Below are 22,922 nucleotides of genomic sequence, written 5' to 3'. Positions count from 1 at the left end.
CCGCGACGTCTTCGCCACCTACGGCATCTAACAAACCATGATCAAACCGGACACACCCGAACAACGCCGGGGCCGTGAGTTGAGCACACCCCGGGAAATGGGTTACCAAACACATTTTCGAATCCGTCGAAATTGCGCGCCCGGCCACGGGCGGTGGAGAGAATGTGGCGAAGGGAAGCGATAAACGGGGGGACGCATCATGGAGTTGAGGCGGCGATTGGCGCTGCTGGCGGTGAGCATCGCGGCCACACCGTTGGTCCTCGGTGGATGCACCGCAGACCGCAAACCGGGCGCGGCCGAGGGCCGGGCGGCCCCGCCGGAGTTGAGCGTGACGCCCACCGACCGCGCCCGGGACGTCCCGGTCAGCGCCGAGGTGGGCACCGCCGTCAAGGGCGGTCGGGTCACCGCCGTGCGAATCACCGACGACAAGGGCAAGGAGGTCAAGGCGGAGCCACGGGAGGACGGCTCGGGCTGGGTGCCGAGCACGACGCTGCAGCCGAAGCGGACCTACACCGCCGAGGTGACCGCCACCGGCGACTCGGGCGCCACCACCACCCGCAAGACCACCTTCACGACCATGCCCAAATCGTCGAAACCGGCGATAACCAGTACGTTGTATTTCGCCGGCAATCGGACGTACGGCACCGCCATGCCGGTAACCGTCGCGTTCGACCCGCCCATTCCGAAAGAGGCCAGGGCGGATGTCCAGCGGCGCCTGTTCGTGAAGACGGACCCGCCGCAGCCAGGGGTCTGGTCGTGGGTGTCCGACGGCAGCCAGGTCTATTACCGGGCGCCCGATTTCTGGCGACCGGGCACCACGATCAGTTTCCGGGCCGGGCTCGAGGGCCTGCCGATCGGCAAGGAGCACGTCGGTGACGCGGACCGGCGGGTCACCTCGAAGATCGGCCGCCAGGTGTCACTGGAGATCGACAACGCCACCAAGCAGATGTCGGTGCTGCGGGACGGCAAGGTCGTCCGCAAGATCCCGGTCAGCATGGGCAAGCCGAGCACGCCGACCTCCAGCGGCAAGATGGTGATCATGGAGAAGCACGAGTTCACGACGTTCGACACCCGGGGTTCGGCCGACCCTTACGTGGTCGACGTCGAGGACGCGCAGCGGCTCACCTGGGGCGGTGAGTTCATCCACGCGGCGCCGTGGTCGGTGGGGGACCAGGGCAACACCAACGTCTCGCACGGCTGCACGAACGTCTCGAACGAGGCCGCGGACTGGCTGATGGGCGTGACCCAGGTCGGTGACCTGGTCACCATCAAGGGCACCGAGGTCCAGTTGGACGAGGGCAACGGCTGGACGGCCTGGAACGTCAGCTGGGACAAGTTCGTCAAGGGCAGCGCGCTGCCCGTACCGGCCGGGCTGGGGCCGGCCCCGACCCACCTGCCGCACCCGGGCGCGGTGGCCGGGGGAACGCCGGCGCCGGTGCCGTCGGTGACCGGCGGCTGATCCAGGGGTACGCGGACCGGCCCGGCACCGTACCGGGCCGGTCCCGCGTACCCGCCGCACGTCCATCCGCCGGCGCGGTACGACGTTCAGCGCAGCGGCACCCGGGCCACCCCGGTCCCGGTGAGGCTGCCCAGCCAGAGCTGGTCGCCGTGCTGCCGGACGCCGGTGATCATGTGGTACCCGCCGCGCGGGCCGTGCAGCGTACGCAGCACCCGCCCCGCGCCGTCCACCAGCGCGACCAGGCCGTAGCGCAGCGGCTTCGGCTGCACCGCGGCCGGCAGCACCGCGACCAGCTGGCGCAGCCGGGGGTGGGGCAGCAGCCGCTCCATCGCCGGCAGCCGCGGGCTGGGCAGGGCGATCCAGTACGTCCCGTCGCCGACCCCGGTCAGGTTGTCCGGGTACGCCGGCAGGTCGGCCAGCACGGTGACCTCGCCGTCCGGCAGGGTGAGCCGGAGCAGCCGGTGGGTGGCGGTCTCCACCAGCATCAGCGCCGACTCGTCCGGGGTCAGCGCGATCCCGTTGGGGAAGTACAGCCCGTCCCGGACCACCTCGGTGCGCCCGCTGCCCGGGTGGTAGGCCAGCACCCGCCCGTTCGGCCGGTGCTCGAGCAGGTCCCGCTTCCAGTGCGAGACCGGGAAGCGGTGGGACGAGTCGGTGAAGTAGACGGTGCCGTCGCGGGCGACGGCGGCGTTGTCGGCGAGGTGGGGACGCTCCCCGAGGCCGGTCAGCTCCCGCAATGCCCCGTCCGGGGTCACCCGCAGCAACCCCCGGTACGCGTCGCAGACCACCAGGCTGGCGTCGCGCGGGTCCAGCTCGACGCCGAGCGGCCGCCCGCCGGTCTCGGCGAGCAGCCGGGGGCGGGTGCCCGGCGCGGCGTCGACCGGCCACCACCACAGCCGGCCGCCCTCGTCCCCACTGACCACCCGTCCGGCGGGGTCGACGAGCACGTCCTCCGGGCCGGTCGCGCCGGCCGGCAGGGGCAGCAGTTCGGCGGCGTCGAGCCGGTCGTCGGTCGGGGCCCACGGCCCGTCCAGCGGCGGCGGAACGGTGGCCGGTTCGCGGACGGGACGGATCAGCCAGGGCGCGCGCGGGCGGGGTACGGCCATCCGGCCATTCTCGCCCGCCGATGCCGTTCGCGTCGCCCCGACCGGCCGACTGCCGCCCGCGGCCGGGCGTCGGCGGTCATCCCTGAGGAGGAGACCGGGGACCTCGGGGTCGAACCCTGGGCGTACCCGGATTCGGTCCGCGGCAGGTCGGAACTGTCGGTGGTGGCGGCTAGATTCGTCGGCATGGGACAACGCGGCGACCGCCTGCACGTGCAGATCAGCACGGCCGACCACGCGGTGGAGGTGCGGGTGAGCGGCGAGGTCGACATCGCCACCGTCGCCGCGCTGCGGTCCGCCCTCTGGGCTGCCCCGGCCCGCTCGGTGCTGCGGCTGGATCTCTCCGGCGTGCGGGTGCTCTCGGCCGCCGGGGTGCGCGCCCTGGTCGCCGCGCACCTGCGGATCCGCGCCCGCGGCGGCGAGCTGGTGCTGGTCGGCCCCGACCCGACGGTCCGCCGGGTGCTGCGCGCCACCGGGCTGCACCGGGTCATCCCGATCGTCGAGCCGGGCGTCGACCGGGAGCTGGTGGCCTGCTGAGCGCGGCCCGACGGCGGTCGGTGCCGGCGACGGATCGCCGACCCCGACCGCGGGCTCAGGCGGTCAGCGGACGCCGAGCAGGTCGACGACGAAGACCAGGGTCTCGCCCGGCTTGATGACGCCGCCGGCGCCCCGGTCGCCGTAGCCCAGGTGCGGCGGGATGGTCAGCCGCCGCCGGCCGCCGACCCGCATGCCGGCCACGCCCTGGTCCCAGCCGGCGATGACCCGGCCGCCGCCGAGCGGGAACTCGAACGCCTCACCGCGGTTCCACGACGCGTCGAACTCGCGGCCGGTGGAGTGCGCCACCCCGACGTAGTGGACGCTGACCCGCTGACCCGGCTGGGCCTCCGGGCCCTCGCCGACGCTGATGTCCTCGATCACGAGTTCGGCCGGCGGCGCGCCCTCGATCGGACCCACCTCGGGCTTGCCCGAGCGGGCGCCTGCTGCCTGGTTCATTCGGGAGTCTCCTGCCGTACTGGTCGTGATGTCCGGTCACCGCCGATCCTGCCGGATAGTGATCCGCCGATGCCCGGCGGTCCCGCGGCCCGCGTCGCCGGCAGCCCGAGCCGCCGGCGGGCGGAGCGGAGGGGAACGGGCCGACGCGCGAACGGCTCGACGGGGGTCACCGGTGGTGACCCGTCGAGGGGGTGTGCCGGTGGCTACCGGAGCCAGCCGTACCGCTGGACGATCGGCAGTCGGGCCCACACCCGGCCGAGGCCCCAGGTGTCGCCGGCGTCGACCAGGGCGAGCACGGCGAGCACCGCGGCGTAGATGAGGTGGTCGTCCATGAACGGGTTGTTCTCGGGGGGCAGGACGGCCGTCCACATCATGACCAGCAGCAGCCCGCCGGCCGCGGCGGCGACGCGCATCCCGATGCCGAGGACGAGGGCGGTGCCGATCGCCGCCAGACCGGTCATGAAGAGCCAGTCGGCCCAGGCCGCGCCGGCGATGCCCTGGTAGAACCCCTGGAACGGGCCGGTGGCGCCGAAGGCGAGGAAGCCCTTGGTGGGGCTGCCCCCGTTGAGCCAGGCGTTCTTGGCCTCGGTGGCCAGGCCCAGGCCGAACAGCTTGTCCAGGAAGGCCCAGAGGAAGACCCAGCCCAGCGCCAGGCGGAGGCCGGCGAGCAGGTAGCGGGTCGCCCGCTCCCGGCGGGTCCCGGTCAGCGGCGTCTCGTGGCGGGTCCCGGTCACCGGTGCGCTGGTCTCGGCGGTGGTCCGCCTGATCGTCGCGGTCATTGTCTCCACGTCCCTTCCTGTGCCTCGCACCGCGCTTCCCGGTGGCATCTCCATTGGACGCCCGCTGCGGCCGGCGGGGTCAGGGCCGACCGGGCCCGACCGCACCGGGACCTTCGACCCCTGTCGCACCGGTCCGCTCGGCCTTGTGCGCACCGGTCGCGCGGCCCTGACCGACCGCGTCTGCCGGCCGTAGCGTCGCAGGTGACGGCGGCGAGGAGGTCGTGATGAGGACATGGCAGGTGGGCGACGTGATGACCCGGGACGTCGCGACGGTGGACGAGGAAACCCCGTACCGGGCGATCGTCGATGTGCTGGTCCGGCGCGGCATCAGCGCCGTGCCGGTGGTGGACCGGTTCCGTCGGGTGCTCGGCGTGGTGTCCCAGGCGGATCTGCTGCACAAGATCGAACGTGCCGGTCACCCGGACGAGCGGCGCGTCTTCCTGGGACGGCGCCGGCGCGGTGCCCGGGAGAAGGCCGACGCGCTGCTGGCCCGGGACCTGATGACGGCACCGCCGGTGACCACGTACCCCGGCGCGGGCCTGCCCGCCGCCGCCCGGCTGATGGACCGCGAGCTGGTCAAGCGGCTGCCGGTGCTGGACGACCTGGGCCGACTGGTCGGCATCGTCACCCGGGGCGACCTGCTGCGGGTGCACCTGCGCACGGACGCCGAGATCCGCGAGGACGTCGTCCAGGAGGTGCTGCGCCGGGTGCTGGCGATCCGGGACGGCCTGGTCACCGTGCGGGTCCGGGACGGCGAGGTGACCCTGGACGGCCGGTTGGACCGGCGTACCGCGGTCGAGCTGGCGGGACGGCTGGCCGGGCAGGTCAGCGGTGTGGTCCGGGTGTCGAACACGATCGCGTACGACGTCGACGACACCACCCTGGTCGAGCGGGACCGCCCGGTCACGCCGGTGGCCTGAGCGCGCCCGCGGGGCCCCGACCTCCTGTCCGGGGCGGGGCCCGGCGCGGTCCGGCGGACTTCGCCGGACCGACGCCGGTCGCCCGGCCCCTCGCCTAGGCTCGGATACGACGCGGTCCGGTGCCGTCGCCGCGCGTCACGGGTGCACAGAGCCGCTGCCACGGATGCGGAGGGCGCCGGGTGGACGAGGCGACGTTCACGGCACCGCTGTGGGCCTGGGCGGCGGTCGCCGCGGTGCTCGCCGTCATGCTCGCGGTGGACATGTTCTCGCACCGTGACGACCACGTCATCGAGCTGCGGGAGGCGCTCGTCTGGAGCGGCGTCTGGATCACCGCCGGGCTCGCCTTCGGCCTGCTGGTCTGGCTGTGGCGCGGCGGCGAGCCGGCGCTGGCCTACTACTCGGGCTACCTGCTGGAGAAGGCGCTGTCGGTGGACAACGTCTTCGTCTTCGCGCTGCTGTTCACCTACTTCCGGGTTCCCCCCGGCTACCAGCACAAGGCGCTGTTCTGGGGCGTGATCGGGGCGCTCGGCTTCCGGCTGATCTTCATCTTCGCCGGTGCGGAACTGCTGCACCGGCTGGCCTGGGTCGGGTTCGTCCTCGGTGCCTTCCTGATCTGGACCGGCTGGCGGCTGGCGGTACGCGGCGAGCCGGACGTCGACCCGGACCACAACGTGGCGGTCAAGCTGTTCTGCCGGCTGGTGCCGACCGAGCCGCGCTTCCACGGCAGCCGGTTCACCGTCCGGGTACGCGGCCGGCGGCACGCCACCGTGCTGCTGGTGGCAGTCGTCGCGGTCGAGGCCACCGACGTGATCTTCGCGATCGACTCGGTGGCCGCGATCCTGGCCATCACCACCAACACCTTCATCGTCTGGACGGCCACCGCCTTCGCCGTGCTCGGCCTGCGCAGCCTCTACTTCTGCCTGGCCGGCCTGCTGCGCCACTTCGGCTACCTGCGGTACGGGCTGGCCGTGCTGCTGGCCTTCGCCGGGTTGAAGCTGATGCTGGCCGAGACCCCGGTGGGCAAGCTGCCGGTCTGGATAACCCTGGCCGTGGTGGTGCTGACCCTCACGGTCGCCATCGGCTGGAGCGTCTTCTCCGCCCAGCGCGCCCGCCGCCGCGCCGGGGGCTGAGCCACGGTGCGCGACCGCCACCGAGGGGCCTGAGCCGCCAATGCGCGATCGCCGCCGCCGGAGGGCTGAGCCACCGGTGCGCGGGCGTGCGGCGGCGCTCACCCGGCCGGGTGCACCACCGGTCGGGCCAGCTGGGCGGCCAGCACCGCCGGTGCCTCGGCGAGCGACGGACCGTACCAGGTCAGGTGCCGTCCGGAGAGCAGGGTGCAGGGGATGCCGGGAAACGCCTCCGGCCCGTCCCCCACGGTGAACCGGTACGGCTCGTCCGGCAGCACCACCAGGTCCGGCGCGTGCGCGCGCAGCTCGTCCAGGCCCGGCCGGGGATAGCGGTCGGTGTGGTCCGCGTAGACGTTGCGCACGCCGAGCCGGCTCAGCACGTCACCGGCGAAGGTGTCGCCGCCGAGCACCACCCACGGTCTCCGCCAGACCGGCACCACGGCCCGCCGCGGCGGCGTCGCGGGCAGCTCCGCCCAGGCCCGGCGGGCGGCGACCAGCCAGTCGGGCTCCGCCGGCGCGCCCAGCTCGCCCAGCAGCGTGGCCAGCTCGTCCAGCGCCCCGTCCACCGTGCGCGGGTAGGTGATCCGCACCGGCACCCCGGCCGCGGCCAGCGCGTCCGCGTCGGCGCGGCGGTTCTCCTCCACGTTGAGCAGCACCAGATCCGGCCGCAGGGCGAGCACCCGGTCCAGGTCCGGGTACTTGCTGCCGCCGACCCGGGACACGGCCAGCCCCGCCGGGTGGGTGCACCAGTCGGTGGCGCCGACCAGCAACCCGGGCAGGGTGCGGGCCACCGCCTCGGTCAGTGACGGCACCAGTGACACCACCCGCATCCCGTACCCCCTCGTCCGCGCCCGCCCCGGTCGATCATGCCGGGCCCGCCGGCCCGGATCGGCGGCGGTCGCCGGGTTCCGCCCCGGCGGCAACCCGCGCTTCCCGGAGATCGGCGGCGGCGCGTCAGCCCGGCGGCGACGGGGTGCGCACTTGTCAGTCTTCTACAACGTTGGAATACTCGCCCCGTCCCCACCAGGAGGTTCCCGATGAGGCCCCACTCCGGTCCACCCGCGCCGCGCGCCGGGCAGCCCGACAACCGTGCCGCGTCGAGCGGCACCGACCGGTCTCCGGACGACGACGTGCCCGTCGAGGCGCTCGGCGACCTCTACCGCGACGGGATCACGGCGTGCCGGGGCGCGTTCGCCGTCGACTGGGTGGACCGGGTCGGGGAGGACATCGACGCGGCCTTCCACGAGGCGCGCGCCCGGCCCGACGGCGCGGTCGGGCGGGGCCCGGAGCGCTGGTACGTCGAGATCCACCCGGAACAGCTGCGCGGCTTCGTCGACCTGGTCACCCACCCCTGGGTGGTGGCGGTCTGCCGGGCGGTCCTCGGCCCCGACTACGAGATCGTCGAGCTGGGCTTCGACATCCCGTTCCCGGGTGCGGCCCGGCAGCCGTGGCACCGCGACTTCCCGATGCCGGAGGACACCCGCCGGCAGCGGCGGCTGACCTCGCTCGCGTTCAACCTGACCACCGTGGACACCGTGGAAGAGATGGGCCCGTTCGAGATCGCCCCGGGCACCCAGTGGGACGACGGCCGCGACTTCGACCACGAGATGTTCCCGCCGAAGGAGCGCTATCCGCGCTACGAGCGGCGCGCGGTGCGCAAGTACCCGCAGCGGGGCGACATCTCCGCGCGGTCCGCGCTGACCATCCACCGCGGCACGCCGAACGTGTCGTCGTTGGCCCGTCCGGTGCTGGTGCTCGGGGTGGACGCGCCCGGCGCCGGCAACGCCGGCCACCACGACACGGCGGTCACCCGGGGCTACTGGGAGAGCCTGCCGGAGCTCGTCCGCGCCCACCTGCCGTGCCCGGTGGTCGACACGCTGGTGCCGATCCGGCAGAAGCACACCATCGAGGGCCTGGTGATGGGCGCCGAGTGACACCCTCCGGGCGGCCGGGTGGACCGCCCGCACGGGGCGGCCCGCCGGCGGCCGTCCCCGCCGGTGGGCCGGTGGGGTCACCGCCGGGCCGCGGGCCCGGTCGCCGCGGCTGCTCAGTCGGCCCGGCCGGCCGCCGGGCCGACGCCGTCGCGCGCCGCGCGCCACTGCTCGCGGGTGAGGGCGTACTCGACCTCGCCGTGTTCGGAGCCGTCGATCGGCTCCGGCCAGTCGCCGTGGTACGAGCGCACGTGCCGCAGGCCGACCTTCTCCATCACCCGCCGCGAGGCCAGGTTCACCGCCATGGTGTTGGCGGTGACCCGCTCCACGCCCAGCTCGGCGAAGCCCTTGTCGACCAGCGCCCGGCAGCCCTCGGTGGCGAGGCCGCCGCCCCACGCCGAGCGGCGCAGCCGGTAGCCGAGTTCCACCTCGCGGACGTCGCCGTCGCGCACCGGCCGGAACTCGAACCAGCCGAGGAAACCGCCGGTGGCCCGGTCCACGGCGGCCCAGTAGCCGAGCCCCGGCGGCCGCCGGTAGAGCGCGAGGATCGCCGGCAGGGTGCGCCCGCGGACCACCTCCGGCGGGGTCGGTCGGCCGCCGGTCAGATAGCGCATCACCTCGGGGTCGCTGTCCAGGTCGACCAGCAGGTCCGCGTCGGCCGCGGTGAACGCGCGCAGCAGCAGCCGCGCGGTGGTGAGGAAGGCGGTCACCGGCTCATCCCACCGGCGCCGGCCGGCGCGGCTCAACCGATTTTGCCCGGCCCGGCGCCGGCCCTGGTGCCGCGGGTCGACTGCCGCCGGCCGGTCCCGACGCCGCGGGCGGTACCCGTCGAACCGCGCGGTCCTGCCCGGTCGGACGCACCGACGAGGCGACCACCATGATCGACGGCCTAGACTCGGGCCGGCCCACGGACGACGGATGGATCAGGCGATGACGAGCACCGGTAGTGACCACGTCTCCTGGCTGCGCGCGTTCCCGACGAACGACGGCCGGGCCCCGGTGCTCACCCGGGACGGGCAGGTCGTGCACGCCGACCGCAGGATGGGCGAGCTGGTGCAGCGCCGCCCGCCGGGGATCACCGGCCACCAGTGGAGCACGGCCATCCGGGAGAGCTTCGACTTCGTGGTCTGCGCCGGCGACAGCGGCCGGCCGCTGTTCGCCGTCGAGATCGGCCCGCCCGCGCCGGCCGGCTCCGCCGCCCAGCGCACCGAACGGATGAAGAACGCGGTCGGCGCGGCCGTCGGCCTGGAGGTGCTGCGGATCGAGTCGCCGACGCTGCGGGCCGCCGACCACGGTCGGCGGATCGTGGCGTACGTGATCGACGCGCGCGGCTACGCCGAGGGCGGCGCGCCGGGCGAGCCGGGGGAGGCGGTGGTCGGTTTCCGGGACATCCTCGGCCGGCTGCCGGACGGCCGTACCGGTCACGTCAACGATCTCGGCGCGCTGGCCCGGGCGGCGGCGGTGGAGGCGTACGTGTCGCGCCGGCTGGCCGACCCGATCGTGCGCGGGCTGCACGTGCGGTGGAAGGACGGGCCGGCCGAGGGCTGGAGCTGGGTCGAGGTGCGTCCCGGCGCCTGCCTGGTCGAGCGGGTGTCGGTGTGGGAGCACCGGTTCTCCTGCGGGGTGGACGCCGCCCGGCTCGCCGAGGACCTGGCGGCGGTCGCCGTCGGCCAGTGGCTGGCCGAGCCGGAGGGCGGCACGCCGGCCCTGGTCTCCCGGGACGAACTGCGCACCGCGATCCGCGGCCTGCGGGCGCGCGGCGACGAGCTGGAGAACGACTTCGCCTTCGACCACCTCTGCGCGGACTAGACCCCCGGGCGCGCCCGGGCGGTGCTCTTCGACCGGCTCCCCCACGGCGTCCGCACCGTCGCCGGGGCGGGCCCGCGATCGTCACCGCCGGCCCGATCGCAGCCGGTGCCCGATCGGTCGAGCTGGAAAACGCACCCACCTGGCCGGCGCCACCGCGCCATTTCCGGGCGTCCGGGTGGAGCCGTCGCCGGCCCGCCCGGCCCTTTCCGCCGGTCCCGTCGCCGGCCGCCCGGCTATGCCGCGAACCGGTCCGTCCGGCACCCGACATGGTCGCCGTGACCGGGTGTGAATTTTTGTCCGATCCGCTTTGAACCGTGTCGGCTGCCGGTTCGTACTCCTGCGGGAATGGACAGGATCTCCTCATCCGCGTCCCGGGACGTGGGAGACGGTGCGGAAAGGGCATCGTCGGTCGTCGACATGCCACCGGTCCGTCCGGACGGTTTCCGTCGGGGCGTGCCGCCTCAATTCCGTCGGTCCGCCGAGGTCACGAATCAACTACCGGATCGAGAAGGAGTGCAATTCGATGCGCAGGTCCACACGGGCGCGCCGGTCATCCGGTAACGCGCGGAGCAAGCGTCTGCTGGCCGTCGTCGGCACGCTCGCGGTCTTCGGCGGAGTGGTCGCCGTGACCCAGATCTCGTCGGCCGAGGACCGGCGGTCGAACCGGACCCGGCCGGCGGCCGCGGCCTGCGTGGCGCCCAGCCCCGGGGCGACCGCGCCGAGCGGGCGGGACGGCACCACGCGTACCTGGCAGAACGGCCGGTGGGTACGCAACCACTGGGGCGACGGCCAGCAGACGGTGGAGGAGTGCCAGGAGGTCCGGGAGGGCGAGGCGCCCAATGGCGGTTCCGCGGTCGCCTGTCCCGACGTGGCCGGCCGGCTCCCGCAGGTGCCCGCCCGGGCCCGGGCGGAGGTGGACCGCAACCTGAGCCTGCTGCAGAACCAGATCGGCGAGGCCGACCGCCGGCTGGCCGCCGAGGGCGACCGGGGCGAAGCCTTCATCCGCAACTCGATCCTGCAGCCCCTGGCCGGCAAGCGCCGGGCGACGCTGGACCGGATCACGATCGTGATGGACCGGTTCGGTCCGCGCCCGCAGGGGCTGCGTCAGCTCGCCGAGTGCCAGGTGCAGCCGACCGGCAACGGCGGCACCCCCGGTGGTGGCGACAACGGCGGCGACGACGGCGGGAACGACGGCGGCGACGACGGCGGGAACGACGGCGGCGACGACGGCGGGAACGACGGGGGCGACAACGGCGGGAACAACGGCGGCCCGGGTGCCGGGCTCGGCGTCCTGGCGAACGACTGCGACGACAGCCAGCTGCAGCCGCACGACGGCTTCCAGAACGGCAACCGCTGCGTCAGCACCGCGTTCGGCGAGGTCGGCGCCGCGGCGAACAACCCGTCGCTGCTGATCACCGACTTCCCACAGCAGGTGGGTGCGAACCAGCCGTTCACCCTCCGGGTCTCCACCCGGAACCTCATCCGCGACCGCTTCCTCGCCGCCGGTCAGGGCGGCTACTACGTGGAGAGCTCGCTGCTCAACGAGCAGGGCCTGGTCCGGGGGCACTTCCACACCGCCTGCCGGATGCTGGACAGCCTCGAGCAGCCGCCGGAGCCCCAGGAGGTGCCCGCGTTCTTCGTCGCCACCGAGGACAGCCGTGGCGGCGCCGAGCCGGACGAGGTGACCATCCAGATCCCCGGGCTGCCCGAGTCCGGCATCGCCCAGTGCGCGGTCTGGGCCGGTGACGGTTCGCACCGGATCCCGATGATGGAGCGGGCCAACCAGACCCCGGCCTTCGACGCGGTGCGCATCGAGGTCAACTGATCGACCGGGTGGCCGGGGCGGTGCGGGGCGTACGTCCCCGTACCGCCCCGGCGGCGACCGCCGGTTGCCGTTACGGCCGACCCGGCCGGTGGCTCCGGAGCACAGCAGGAAGCGGGGTCGGGCGTCGGCCCGACCCCGCCGCGGGACCCGGTCCCGCCTCCGCTCAGCGGTTCTTGTACGCCTCGACGACCTCGACCGGGATCCGGCCCCGCTCGGAAATCTTGTAGCCGTTCTTGGCGGCCCATTCGCGGATGGCGCGGTTCTGCTCGCGATCCATTCCCGCGCCGCCGGTTCCGCCCGCCCGGCGGGGCGCCCGGCCGGTGTCGACGGCGCCCCGGCCGATGCGCCGGCCGGCGCTGATGTAGGCGTCCAGCGCCTTACGGAGGACTCCCGCGTTCTCGTCGGAGAGGTCGATGGTGTATGCCACGCCGTCGAGACCGAACTCGACCGTCCGGTCGGCCTTTCCGCCGTCGAGATCGTCGGTCAGCACCGTGATTACTTTTCTTGCCATCGCCGATTACTCCCTGTGTGCGGCGGGGTGTGGTCAAAGTTTGACCCATCCCGCGGCATATCCGCAACAATTCCGCCGTTTTCATTTCGGCGGGTCGCGTTTCCGCGAAAAGCGAAGCGGCGGGAAAGAGGTCCGTTCACTCACCGAGCAGACCGGCGTGGCCGGCGAGCGCGGCGGCCTCCGCCCGGCTGGACACCCGGAGTTTGCGCAGCAGCGCGGCCGTCATGCGTTTGACGGTGCGTTCCGAGACGTGCAACTGGTCGGCGATCTCCAGCGTGCTCCGCCCGGCCGCGATCGCCTGGAGCAACCGCCGCTCCTCGCCGTCGAGGTCGACCGGGGTGGTGCGGGACGGCCGGAGCAGCGCCCGCAGCAGGTCGCTCGGCAGCACCGCCCACCCGTCGAGGATGGCCAGCAGCGGCGGCAGCAGTTCCTCCGGCTCGGCGCTCTTGGGCAGGAAGCCCTCGGCACCGGCCCGCAGCGCGTCCAGCGCGGGCGCGGGGTCGTCGCTGCCGGACATCGCCACCACCCGCACCCGCGGGTTCGTCCGGCGGATCGCGGCCACCGCCCGGATCCCGCCGGGCGGGGGCATGTGCAGGTCGACCAGGGCCAGGTCCGGCAGGCACCGGCTGACCAGCGAGGCGGCCGCCGACGCGTCGCCGGTGGAGCCCACCACCTCGGCCCGGCCGCCGGTGGTGGCGGGGAGCAGCAGCTCCAGCCCCCGGACGAAGAGCGGATGGTCGTCCACCACGGCCAGCCGGAGGGTGGGGGAGCTGAGCATGTCTGGTCCCTTCCCTGGCGGGTACCGATCATGCGGCGGTGGCCGGTCGAGGGGGAGGCGGACGGATGCGCGGACGGCACGGGTTGCAGGGGTTGATGCGGGGGCTTCGACGCAGCGGCCCGGGTGGGCCGCCCGGCCCGGCCGACCCGGAGCTGCTGCTGCGGGTGCTCTGCCACGAGTTCCGCACCCCGGTCAGCACCCTCACCTCGCTGACCCGGGCCCTGGCCGACGACCGCCGCGAGTTGACCGGCGACGACCGGCGGGCGATCAGCGAACTCGCCCGCGACCAGGCCGTACACCTGCAGGACCTGCTCCGGGACGCGGCGGCCAGCACGGGCGCCCTGACCCTCGCGGCGCAGCCGGAGGTGACGACCGCGCCGCTGGCGGAGATCCTCCGCGGGGTCGCCGTCCTGGTGCCCGAGCACCGGCGGCGGGTGCGGGTCACCCGCCGGGCCGGCGGCTGCCCGGTGCCCGAGCGCCGGACCCGGCAGGTGCTGGAGAACCTGGTGCAGAACGCGCTGCGGCACGGGCCGGCCGAGGGGCGGATCGGCGTCTACGCCTCGCTGCGCCGCGCCGGGCTGAGCATCCTGGTCGCCGACGAGGGTCGGGTGGACGCCGCGCTGCTCGCGGCGCTGCGCCGGCCCGTGCCCGCCGCCGGGATGTCCGGCCTGGGGCTGTGGATCGTCCGGCGGTTGGTGGCCGCCGACGGTGGCCGGGTGCGGGTGCACCGGCTGCGGCCGCGCGGCGTGGCGCTGGAGGTGCTGCTGCCCGGGGTCGGTCCGACGACCTGACCCGACGGGGCCGCCGGTTGGCCCGGGCGGGTCAGCGGCGGGGGAACTGCCCTCGGTACCGAACCAGTGGCACCGAGGAGGACCCGTGTTCAGCCACATCAAGGACCTGCAGTTCGAGGCCAAGCCGGACGGCCCGGACGCCGCGTTCGCCCGCCGGCTCCAGGAGATCCTGGGCGGCAAGTGGGGCGAGATGACCGTCGCCAACCAGTACCTCTACCAGGGCTGGAACTGCCGGCTGCCCGGCAAGTACAAGGACCTGCTCCTCGACGTGGGCACCGAGGAGATGGGCCACGTCGAGATGATCGCCACCATGATCACCCGGCTGCTGGAGAACGCGCCGCTGTCGCTGCAGGAGGCCGCCGACGACAACCCGATGGTGGGGGCGATCTACGGCGGGTCGAACCCGGCGCACTTCATCCACGGCGGCGGTGGGGCGCTGCCCACGGACAGCAACGGCGTGCCGTGGAACGCCGCCTTCATCACCGCCAGTGGCAACCTGATGGCCGACTTCCAGCTCAACGTCACCGCGGAGGCGCAGGGCCGGCTCCAGGTCTCCCGGCTGTTCAACATGACCGACGACCCGGGCGTCAAGCAGATGCTGCGCTTCCTGCTGGCCCGCGACACCATGCACCAGAACATGTGGCTGGCGGCCATCGAACAGCTCAAGGAGGACGGCCTGGAGGAGATGCCGGTGCCGGACGCCTTCCCCGACTCGAAGGAGTTCACCGAAAAGTTCAGCTACACCTACCTCGACTTCTCGCCCGGCGGCGACGCGGCCGAGGGGCGCTGGGCCTCCGGGCCGGCGCCCGACGGCAAGGGCGAGTTCCGCTACGACCACAGCCCGCGCGCGCACGCGCCCGAGCCGGTGCTCCCGCCCGGCGACCCGCGGCTGTACGGCACCAACCCGGGTGTCGCCGGCGGCGTCGTCAACAAGGTCAAGAGCAAGCTCACCTGACGCCGCACCGCCGGACCGTCCGCGAGCGGCGGACGGTCCGGCGGCGCCCGTACCCGGAGGAGGTGTGCCGTGACCGAACTCGTGCTCCGCCCGCTCGCGGACGCGTTCATGCAGGTGGGCGTCTACGTCGCGGTGCTGGTCGCGCTCTTCGGCTGGCTGCGCTGGCGCTACGGCGACCGGGTCACCGACGGGCTGACCCGCCGTCGCCGGCTCGGCCCGCTGGTCGGTGCGCTGCTCGGGGCCAGCCCGGGCTGCGGCGGGGCGATCATCCTGATGCCGCTCTACGCCCGGGGGAAGGTCTCCTTCGGCACCGTGGTCGCCGCGCTGGCGGCCACCATGGGCGACTCGTCCTGGGTGGTGATCGCCTGGAACCCGCTCTTCGCGCTCCAGATCCACCTGCTGCTGTTCGCGGTCGGCCTGGTCACCGGCTACGTCGTCGACGCGCTCGGCATCGACCCCGCCCGCGCCGCGCGGGGCCGTCCCGCGGTCGCCCCGGCCGCCGCCGTGGCCGCCGCGCCGGCCGGGCTGGCCGCGGCCGGCGGACCCGACCTCGCCGGTACCCGCCGGCTGCTCGGCGGGCTGCTGCCCCGGGTGCCGGCGTCCACCGCGTTCTGGGGGCTGACCACGCCGGCGTTCCTGGTGTCGGTGCCGGTGGTCTTCCAGGTGGTCGACCCGGGGGTGCTGACCGGCTGGCTCGGTGGCGTCGACCCGTACCTCGCGCTGGGCGTGCTCGGCACGCTGACCGCCATGCTGATCTTCGCCGCCGGGCGGGGGCGGCTGGCCGACGACACCCTGGAGACCGCCCAGGCCCGGTCGTTCCGGGAGACCCTGCGGCGCAGCGCGCACGAGGCGTCCTTCGTGACGGTCTGGGTGGCGGTGGCGTACCTCGCCTGGCAGGTGATCACCACCAGCACCGGCTTCGACGGCTCGGAACTCGCCCTCACCGGGATCTTCGGCGTGCTGGTCGGCGCGGCGGTCGGGCTCATCCCGGGCTGCGCCGTGCAGATCGTCTTCACCGGCCTCTACGTCAGCGGCGGACTGCCGCTGCCCACCCTGGTGGCCAACGCGATCAGCCAGGACGGCGACGCGCTGATCCCGCTCGCCGCGATGCGCCGGCACTCCGCCGCGCTGGCCACCGTGATCACCACCATTCCGGCGGCGGCCGTCGGCGCCGGCCTGCTGCTCCTGCTCTGACCACACGAACCGGAAGGGGAACCCGATGCCATCCGCCGCGCGCACCGAGGAGACCTGGCCGCTGCCGGTCGCCCGGGCCCGGGCCAAGCTGCTCGTGTTCACCACGCTGACCGTGGTCGCCGGGCTCGCCGGGATGCCCGGCGCGACCGTCGCCGCGCTGGCCCTGATCAGCCTGGCGATCCCGCTCGCGGTCGTCCTCGCCGGGGGCGCGGGGCTGCTGCGGGACGTGCTCCGCACACCCGCCCGCCCGACGCCGGACCGTGGTCTGGGTCACACACCGGAACAAGGGGAACGCTTTGTTACTTGAGCGAGACAGGCTCAAGACAACGCGATAGCAGGTGTTCGATGGCAACTCTTCCGGTACTTCCGCTGACCGACGCCGTGCTCCTGCCCGGCATGGTCATCCCGGTGACCCTCGACCCGACCACCCAGGCCGCCGTGGACGCGGCCCGCGCCACCGGCGACCGCAAGCTGCTCGCCGTGCCCCGCCTCGACGGCGAGTACGGCCCGGTCGGCGCGGTGGCCACCATCGAGAAGGTCGGCCGGCTGCCCAGCGGCGAGCCCGCCGCCGTCATCCGCGGCCTGTCCCGGGCGCGGATCGGCTCGGGCGTGCCCGGGCCCGGCGCCGCCCTCTGGGTCGAGGCGGCCGAACTGCACGAGCCCGCCCCCGCCGGCCGGGCCCGGGAACTCGCCCGCGAGTACCGCGCCCTGATGACCTCGGTGCTCCAGCAGCGCGGGGCCTGGCAGGTCATCGACGCGATCGAGCGGATGACCGACCTGTCCGAGCTGGCCGACTCGGCCGGCTACGTCTCCTGGCTCAGCCTTGCCCAGAAGACCGAACTGCTCGCCGCGCCGGACGTCACCGCCCGGCTGGAGCTGCTCGTCGGCTGGGTCCGGGACCACCTGGCCGAGCAGGAGGTCACCGAGCAGATCAACAACGACGTCCGCGAGGGGCTGGAGAAGTCCCAGCGGGAGTTCCTGCTCCGCCAGCAGCTCGCCGCGATCCGCAAGGAACTCGGCGAGGACGAGCCGGACGGCTCGGCCGACTACCGGGCCCGGGTCGAGGCCGCCGACCTGCCGGAGAAGGTCCGCGAGGCGGCGCTGCGCGAGGTCGGCAAGCTGGAGCAGGCCAGCGACGCCTCCCCGGAGGCGGGCTGGATCCGCACCTGGCTGGACACCGTGCTCGAGATGCCGTGGAACACGCGTACCCAGGACAACACCGACCTGGCCGCGGCCCGCGCCGTGCTCGACGCCGACCACGCCGGCCTGGCCGACGTGAAGGACCGCATCCTGGAGTACCTCGCGGTGCGCAACCGCCGCGCCGAGCGCAACCTCGGCGTGGTCGGCGGGCGCGGCTCCGGCGCGGTGCTCGCCCTCGCCGGCCCGCCCGGCGTCGGCAAGACCAGCCTCGGCGAGTCGATCGCCCGGGCGCTGGGGCGCAACTTCGTCCGGGTCAGCCTGGGCGGCGTGCGGGACGAGGCCGAGATCCGCGGCCACCGGCGCACGTACGTCGGAGCGCTGCCCGGCCGGATCGTCCGGGCGCTGCGCGAGGCCGGCTCGATGAACCCGGTGGTGCTCCTCGACGAGGTGGACAAGCTGGCCGCCGGCTACGCCGGTGACCCGGCCGCCGCGTTGCTGGAGGTGCTCGACCCGGCGCAGAACCACACCTTCCGGGACCACTACCTGGAGGTCGACCTCGACCTGTCCGACGTGCTCTTCCTGGCCACCGCGAACGTGGTGGAGACCATCCCCGGCCCGCTGCTGGACCGGATGGAACTGGTCACCCTGGACGGGTACACCGAGGACGAGAAGGTGGCCATCGCCCGGGACCACCTGCTGCCCCGGCAGCGGGAGCGGGCCGGGCTGACCGCCGACGAGGTGACCGTGGCCGACGAGGCCCTCGCCCGGATCGCGGGGGAGCACACCCGCGAGGCCGGCGTACGGCAGCTGGAGCGGGCGCTCGCCAAGATCCTGCGCAAGGTGGCGGTGGCCCTGGCCACCGACCCGACGCCGGTCCGGGTGGACACCGGCAACCTGGCCCGCTACCTGGGCCGGCCGAAGTTCACCCCGGAGTCGGCGGAGCGGACCGCCGTGCCCGGCGTGGCCACCGGCCTGGCGGTCACCGGCGCCGGCGGCGACGTGCTCTTCATCGAGGCGACCAGCATGGAGGGTGAGCCGGGGCTGACCCTCACCGGCCAACTCGGCGACGTGATGAAGGAGTCCGCCCACATCGCCCTGTCCTACCTGCGCTCCAACGGGCGCCGGCTCGGGCTGGACCCGAACGCCCTGGCCGGGCGGCGGATCCACCTGCACGTGCCGGCGGGCGCGGTGCCCAAGGACGGCCCCAGCGCCGGCATCACCATGGTCACCGCCCTGGCGTCGCTGGCCAGCGGCCGGCCGGTCCGCCCCGAGTTCGGGATGACCGGCGAGGTCACCCTCTCCGGGCGGGTGCTGCCCATCGGCGGGGTGAAGCAGAAGCTGCTCGCCGCGCACCGGGCCGGTCTGACCGAGGTGATCATCCCGGCCCGCAACGAGCCGGACCTGGACGACCTGCCCACCGAGGTCCGGGAGGCGTTGACCATCCACACCCTGGCCGACGTCGCCGACGTGCTCGCCCTGGCGCTGCGCCCGGCCGAGGTCGACACGGAGTCGCTGGACGGACCGGCGCTCGCCGCCGCCTGAGCCTGCCGAAAGCGTGCTCCGGCGCAGCCGCGTCGTAGCCGGTGCACGTGGGGCCCCTGTCGTCGGAACGGACGACAGGGGCCCTGTGCTAAGCGGTGGCGCCGGTGCGGCCGAGCCCGAGCCCGCGCGCACAACGGGCCATGGCTTGCGACAGCCGGGCGGGCGCCGAGTCCGGCGCGGGAATCCGCACCGGACGGACCCGGCCGTTGTGCAGCGCGGTGAACCGCCACCCGGCGGCCGTTCGCACGGCGACCAGGGTCTGCCGGGACAGCCGGCGGCGCGGCAGGCGCGAACGCCAGGGCATCAGCACCGAGCCGGTGCCGTGCACGATCGCCACGTCGGCCGTCACCGCCCGGATCGACTCCACCTCGCCGACCAGCGCAGACCCGGCGAGGACGCCCCGGAACAGCCGGTCGTGCGCCTCCTGCATCGGCGCCCGGCCGGTCGCCCGGGTGCCGTCGTACGACACGTAGTCGGAGTCCTCGGTGAAGCAGGCGCCGTAGGCGACCGCGTCGTTGTCGGTCCACGCCCGTAGCAGCCGGTCGAAGAGCTCGCGGATCTCCCTGCGGTCGTCCTCGGTCATGGTCACTCCCTGCTAAAGTTCGACTGTCGAAATCTAAGCTAGCAGGAAGATTCGAATGTCGAAAAGTGAGCTGGTGCACCGGGTGGCTCGGGAGATCCGGCTGCTGCAGCAGAGCTTCGACGCCTTCGACGAGGCGGTTGCCGGCCGGCTGGGGATCAACCGGACGGATCTGCGGGCGCTGGACGTCGTCCTCGGCCGTGGACCGGTGACAGCCGGCGAGTTGACGGCGGCGCTGCGGGTCAGCCCGGCGGCCACCACCACGGTCATCGACCGGCTGGAACGAGCCGGCCTGGTGGCGCGTACCCGGGACGCGGCCAACCGGCGCCGGGTGCTGGTCGAGGCGACCGAGGCGGCCCGGGCGGCCGAGCGGAGGATCTACCGGCCGGTCGGAGAGGCCGGCCTGCGGGCGCTGACGCGGTACGACCACCGGCAGCTCGAGACGATCGTGGACTTCCTCACCACCGCTCGCGCCGTGCAGCAGGAGCACGCCGAACGGGTGACCGAGGAGCCGGCCGACTGACCGCTGCCCGGACGCGACGAGGCCCCCACCCGCAACGGCGGGGGCCTCGTCGGTACGTCAGCGCCGGTCGCGCCGGTCACCGAAGTCCCGGTCCCGGCGCTCGCGCCGGTCGGCGCCGTCGAAGCGGCGCTCGCCGCCCCCGTCACCGTCACGATCCCGCCGTACGGTCGCCTTGCGGCCCTTGATGGTGCTGCCGCGCAACCCGGCGATCACCTCGTCGGCCACCGCGTACGGGACCTCGACCAGGGAGAACCGGTCGGCGATCTCGATCGAGCCGATGTCCCGGCCGCTCACCCGGGTCTCGCCGGTGATCGCACCGACCAGGTCCTGCGGGCGCACCCCGGCCCGCCGGCCCAACCCGATGAAGACCTGGGTGGTGCCGCCCGGGCGGGGCCGCCCGGCGCGCCGCTCGCCCCGGCCGCCCTCCGGCCGCCCCTCCCGCGCGCCGCGCAGCGGGACCTGCGGGATCTCCTCCTCGTCGTCCGCGCCGGGCGAGGTCGCCTCGTGTGCCAGCCGCACCGCGGCCAGCGCCACCTCGACCAGGTCGAACTCGTCGGTCAGCGACTCCACGATGGCCCGGAACGGGTCGAGGTCGTCCTCCAGCAGGCTCTCCCGCAGCGCGGCCTGGGTCAGCTCCAGCCGCCGGGTCCGCAGGTCGGCCACGGTGGGGATCTTGTCGATGGTGATCCGCTGCCCGGTGACCCGCTCGATGGTCTTGAGCATCCGGTGCTCGCGCGGCTCGGCGAGGGTGATCGCCACGCCCTCCCGCCCGGCCCGGCCCACGCGGCCGATCCGGTGCACGTACGACTCCGGCGCCGACGGCACGTCGTAGTTGACCACGTGGGTGAGCTGCTCGACGTCCAGGCCCCGGGCCGCCACGTCGGTGGCCACCAGCAGGTCCGCGGTGCCCGACCGCAGCCGGCCCATCACCCGGTCGCGCTGCTCCTGGCTCATCCCGCCGTGCAGCGCCTCGGCCCGGTAGCCGCGCCCGTTCATCGTCTCGGTGAGCCGGTCGACCTCCTCCCGGCTGCGGCAGAAGACGATCGCGGCGGTGGGCGACTCGACGTCCAGCACCCGGCCGAGCGCCGCCGGCTTGTGCCCCCGGGCGACGATGTACGCGCTCTGCCGCACCCGGGGCGCCTCGCCGGCCACCGGCTGCTCCCGGGCGATCAGGATGCGCACCGGGTCGGTGAGGTGCTGCCGGGCCATCCCGTCGATGCGGGCCGGCATGGTCGCCGAGAAGAGCACGGTCTGCCGCTGCGCGGGCGCGTGCTCCAGGATCGCCTCGATGTCCTCCGCGAAGCCCATGTCGAGCATCTCGTCGGCCTCGTCCAGCACCACGCTGGCCAGCCCGCCCAACCGCAGGGTGCCCCGGGCGATGTGGTCCAGCGCCCGGCCGGGGGTGGCCACCACCACGTCCACCCCGCTGTCCAGGGCGCGCAGCTGCCGGCCGATCGGCTGGCCGCCGTAGATGGGCAGCACCCGGGCGCCCAGGTCCTTGCCGTACCGGTGGAACGCCTCGGACACCTGCACGGCGAGTTCCCGGGTCGGCACCAGCACCAGCGCCACCGGGTCGTCGCCGCGTTGCGACGGCATCCGCTGCAACAGCGGCAGCGCGAAGGCGGCCGTCTTGCCGGTGCCGGTGGCCGCCTGACCCAGCAGGTCCCGCCCGGTCAGCAGCTGTGGGATCGCCTCCCGCTGGATCGGGGTCGGCTCCTCGTAGCCGAGCGCGGCCAGCGCGCCGAGCAACTCGTCGCGGAGCCCGAGCTCCGCGAAGCCGCTCGCGTCCTCGGTGCCTGGGTCGGTGGGATGGGTCTCTGCGGGTGCCGAACTCATGCGGTAAGCCTTTCATCACCACCTTCCGCCCGCTGCGCCGACCGGCACAACCCGGCGCCGGGTCCACCGTTTCCGGCCGGCCCGGCGCCCTCCGCGGCCGGGTCACCCGCCGCCGGAGGGCCGCTGGGTGACCCGGGCCGCGTCCGGTCACGCGGTCAGGATGGCGAGGACGACCGTGCCGGCGACCACCGCGTCGAGCACGGCGCACCACTCGGCGTAGCCGCGCGGCACGACCTCACCGCGGCGGTGGTGCACCACGTCCCAGGCGGCGTGGGCGAGCCAGCCGAGCGCCACCAGCCAGGCGGCGGCCCGGCCGCCGACCGTGACCGCGACCAGCGCCAGCGCCGACCAGGCGGCGAGCCCGGCGAGCTGCCGGCCCAGCGCGCCCGGCTCCCGCAGCTGCCGCCGGTACGCGCCGATGAGCAGGTAGCCGGCGGGCAGCACCAGCAAGGTCCACGGGCTGAGCACCGTCGGCGACACCCAGCTGTCGACCGTCATCAGCAGGGCCAGCCCGGTCGGCCAGCGCCGGACCACCGCCGCCACCGCCGGGTGCCGCCGGGGCGCCGGGCCGGCCGCCGTGTGCCGGTGCCGCAGCGCCACCAGCACCATCGCCGGCACCATCAGCAGGTGCCCGCCGAGCATCAGGGCGTCGGCGGGGAGCAGCCCCGCCCGGTACGGCGCGAACAGCAGCAGGAACGGGACGTACATCGCCGCCGCCATCTCGGCGGTGGCGGTCCAGGAGTGCCGGCGGTACCGCATCCAGACCGTCATGCCGACGGTCATGTCGGTCGCCATCACCAGCGCCGCGACGTCCGGCCGGGCCAGCACGGCCGCGAGCCCGAGCGGGGCGCCGGCCACCTCCCACACCGGACCCAGCAGCAGCATCCCGGCGATCATCGCGAGCGCCATCTCGCCGAGGTGCCGCAGCAGCTGCCGGGCGCCGCCGGCCGGACGGGCGATGGGCGACGGAACGGGGACCATCGGGTGGTCCGTCAGGGTCTGTCTCATGCCCTCGACCCTGCCGGCGCCGGCGCACCGGGCGACAGGCGCGCGCGTCACCTGATTCCCGTGCGGGCCGCACGGTCCGACCGTGACGATCGCACGGGTGAACCGGGCGGTGGGCCGC

23 protein-coding genes are annotated in these 22,922 nt (G+C 74.4%); 13 read left to right on the top strand and 10 right to left on the bottom strand.

Going from position 1 to position 22,922, the window contains the following annotated elements:
- The first annotated feature begins 199 nt into the window (after positions 1–199).
- A complete protein-coding gene (locus tag AC1WTP_RS30970; RefSeq protein ID WP_481652777.1) occupies positions 200–1,459 on the top strand; it encodes a L,D-transpeptidase in 1,260 nt (419 codons plus the stop codon).
- Positions 1,460–1,545: 86 nt separating this feature from the next.
- Here the strand turns inward: AC1WTP_RS30970 and AC1WTP_RS30965 are convergent, their stop codons facing one another.
- Positions 1,546–2,565: an SMP-30/gluconolactonase/LRE family protein gene (locus tag AC1WTP_RS30965; protein WP_481652776.1), complete on the bottom strand. Its 1,020-nt coding sequence runs from the start codon at positions 2,563–2,565 to the stop codon at positions 1,546–1,548.
- Positions 2,566–2,748: 183 nt separating this feature from the next.
- Here AC1WTP_RS30965 and AC1WTP_RS30960 point away from each other — a divergent pair, with 183 nt between their 5' ends.
- A complete protein-coding gene (locus AC1WTP_RS30960; RefSeq protein ID WP_481652775.1) occupies positions 2,749–3,099 on the top strand; it encodes an STAS domain-containing protein in 351 nt (116 codons plus the stop codon).
- Positions 3,100–3,162: 63 nt separating this feature from the next.
- On the opposite strand, the gene AC1WTP_RS30955 is transcribed toward AC1WTP_RS30960, so the two are convergent.
- Positions 3,163–3,555 (bottom strand): FKBP-type peptidyl-prolyl cis-trans isomerase, encoded by a 393-nt coding sequence (locus AC1WTP_RS30955; protein WP_481652774.1) that lies wholly within the window; start codon positions 3,553–3,555, stop codon positions 3,163–3,165.
- A gap of 203 nt (positions 3,556–3,758) precedes the next feature.
- Entirely contained in the window at positions 3,759–4,343 is a 585-nt protein-coding gene (locus AC1WTP_RS30950; RefSeq protein WP_481652773.1) for a hypothetical protein, read from the bottom strand.
- A 215-nt stretch (positions 4,344–4,558) separates the two neighbouring features.
- Between AC1WTP_RS30950 and AC1WTP_RS30945 the strand changes: the two genes are divergently transcribed.
- A complete protein-coding gene (locus AC1WTP_RS30945) occupies positions 4,559–5,254 on the top strand; it encodes a CBS domain-containing protein (protein WP_481652772.1) in 696 nt (231 codons plus the stop codon).
- 179 nt (positions 5,255–5,433) lie between these two features.
- Positions 5,434–6,384, top strand: coding sequence for a TerC/Alx family metal homeostasis membrane protein (locus AC1WTP_RS30940; protein WP_481652771.1), 951 nt, complete (start codon positions 5,434–5,436; stop codon positions 6,382–6,384).
- 98 nt (positions 6,385–6,482) lie between these two features.
- On the opposite strand, the gene AC1WTP_RS30935 is transcribed toward AC1WTP_RS30940, so the two are convergent.
- Positions 6,483–7,211 carry a helical backbone metal receptor gene (locus tag AC1WTP_RS30935; protein WP_481652770.1) on the bottom strand — a complete coding sequence of 243 codons (729 nt, stop codon included), beginning with the start codon at positions 7,209–7,211 and terminating at the stop codon, positions 6,483–6,485.
- Between the two features lie 207 nt (positions 7,212–7,418).
- Between AC1WTP_RS30935 and AC1WTP_RS30930 the strand changes: the two genes are divergently transcribed.
- Entirely contained in the window at positions 7,419–8,315 is an 897-nt protein-coding gene (locus AC1WTP_RS30930; RefSeq protein WP_481652769.1) for a phytanoyl-CoA dioxygenase family protein, read from the top strand.
- A 113-nt stretch (positions 8,316–8,428) separates the two neighbouring features.
- Here the strand turns inward: AC1WTP_RS30930 and AC1WTP_RS30925 are convergent, their stop codons facing one another.
- Complete coding sequence (locus AC1WTP_RS30925; protein ID WP_481652768.1) at positions 8,429–9,022, bottom strand: GNAT family N-acetyltransferase; 594 nt, start codon at positions 9,020–9,022, stop codon at positions 8,429–8,431.
- Positions 9,023–9,242: 220 nt separating this feature from the next.
- On the opposite strand from AC1WTP_RS30925, the gene AC1WTP_RS30920 reads away from it, so the two are divergent.
- Both AC1WTP_RS30920 and AC1WTP_RS30915 read left to right on the top strand, forming a co-directional pair.
- Positions 9,243–10,121: a PDDEXK family nuclease gene (locus AC1WTP_RS30920; RefSeq protein WP_481652767.1), complete on the top strand. Its 879-nt coding sequence runs from the start codon at positions 9,243–9,245 to the stop codon at positions 10,119–10,121.
- A 523-nt stretch (positions 10,122–10,644) separates the two neighbouring features.
- Positions 10,645–11,946 (top strand): hypothetical protein, encoded by a 1,302-nt coding sequence (locus tag AC1WTP_RS30915; protein WP_481652766.1) that lies wholly within the window; start codon positions 10,645–10,647, stop codon positions 11,944–11,946.
- Positions 11,947–12,109: 163 nt separating this feature from the next.
- On the opposite strand, the gene AC1WTP_RS30910 is transcribed toward AC1WTP_RS30915, so the two are convergent.
- Positions 12,110–12,457: a histone-like nucleoid-structuring protein Lsr2 gene (locus AC1WTP_RS30910; RefSeq protein WP_481652765.1), complete on the bottom strand. Its 348-nt coding sequence runs from the start codon at positions 12,455–12,457 to the stop codon at positions 12,110–12,112.
- 136 nt (positions 12,458–12,593) lie between these two features.
- The gene (locus AC1WTP_RS30905; protein WP_481652764.1) at positions 12,594–13,235 is read right to left on the bottom strand and encodes a response regulator transcription factor; all 642 of its coding nucleotides are present in this window, start codon (positions 13,233–13,235) and stop codon (positions 12,594–12,596) included.
- 65 nt (positions 13,236–13,300) lie between these two features.
- On the opposite strand from AC1WTP_RS30905, the gene AC1WTP_RS30900 reads away from it, so the two are divergent.
- From AC1WTP_RS30900 to lon, 5 genes are all read left to right on the top strand, one after another.
- On the top strand, positions 13,301–14,026 hold the full coding sequence (locus AC1WTP_RS30900; protein ID WP_481652763.1) for a sensor histidine kinase: 726 nt from the start codon (positions 13,301–13,303) through the stop codon (positions 14,024–14,026).
- A gap of 85 nt (positions 14,027–14,111) precedes the next feature.
- Positions 14,112–14,981 carry a manganese catalase gene (locus AC1WTP_RS30895; RefSeq protein ID WP_481652762.1) on the top strand — a complete coding sequence of 290 codons (870 nt, stop codon included), beginning with the start codon at positions 14,112–14,114 and terminating at the stop codon, positions 14,979–14,981.
- 69 nt (positions 14,982–15,050) lie between these two features.
- Positions 15,051–16,175: a putative manganese transporter gene (locus AC1WTP_RS30890; RefSeq protein ID WP_481652761.1), complete on the top strand. Its 1,125-nt coding sequence runs from the start codon at positions 15,051–15,053 to the stop codon at positions 16,173–16,175.
- A 25-nt stretch (positions 16,176–16,200) separates the two neighbouring features.
- A complete protein-coding gene (locus AC1WTP_RS30885) occupies positions 16,201–16,482 on the top strand; it encodes a hypothetical protein (RefSeq protein WP_481652760.1) in 282 nt (93 codons plus the stop codon).
- Between the two features lie 38 nt (positions 16,483–16,520).
- Complete coding sequence (gene lon / locus AC1WTP_RS30880) at positions 16,521–18,857, top strand: endopeptidase La (RefSeq protein WP_481652759.1); 2,337 nt, start codon at positions 16,521–16,523, stop codon at positions 18,855–18,857.
- 88 nt (positions 18,858–18,945) lie between these two features.
- Here the strand turns inward: lon and AC1WTP_RS30875 are convergent, their stop codons facing one another.
- Entirely contained in the window at positions 18,946–19,440 is a 495-nt protein-coding gene (locus AC1WTP_RS30875; RefSeq protein WP_447135974.1) for an SgcJ/EcaC family oxidoreductase, read from the bottom strand.
- A 55-nt stretch (positions 19,441–19,495) separates the two neighbouring features.
- Between AC1WTP_RS30875 and AC1WTP_RS30870 the strand changes: the two genes are divergently transcribed.
- A complete protein-coding gene (locus AC1WTP_RS30870) occupies positions 19,496–19,960 on the top strand; it encodes a MarR family winged helix-turn-helix transcriptional regulator (RefSeq protein ID WP_481652758.1) in 465 nt (154 codons plus the stop codon).
- 57 nt (positions 19,961–20,017) lie between these two features.
- On the opposite strand, the gene AC1WTP_RS30865 is transcribed toward AC1WTP_RS30870, so the two are convergent.
- Both AC1WTP_RS30865 and AC1WTP_RS30860 read right to left on the bottom strand, forming a co-directional pair.
- Complete coding sequence (locus AC1WTP_RS30865; protein WP_481652757.1) at positions 20,018–21,796, bottom strand: DEAD/DEAH box helicase; 1,779 nt, start codon at positions 21,794–21,796, stop codon at positions 20,018–20,020.
- A 147-nt stretch (positions 21,797–21,943) separates the two neighbouring features.
- Entirely contained in the window at positions 21,944–22,804 is an 861-nt protein-coding gene (locus AC1WTP_RS30860) for a DUF6010 family protein (protein WP_481652756.1), read from the bottom strand.
- Between the last annotated feature and the right edge of the window lie 118 nt (positions 22,805–22,922).

The sequence above is a fragment of the Micromonospora sp. R311 genome, assembly GCF_056780015.1.
Note: the sequence above shows the minus strand (reverse complement) of the source record. Positions and strands in the feature narration are given on the sequence as shown.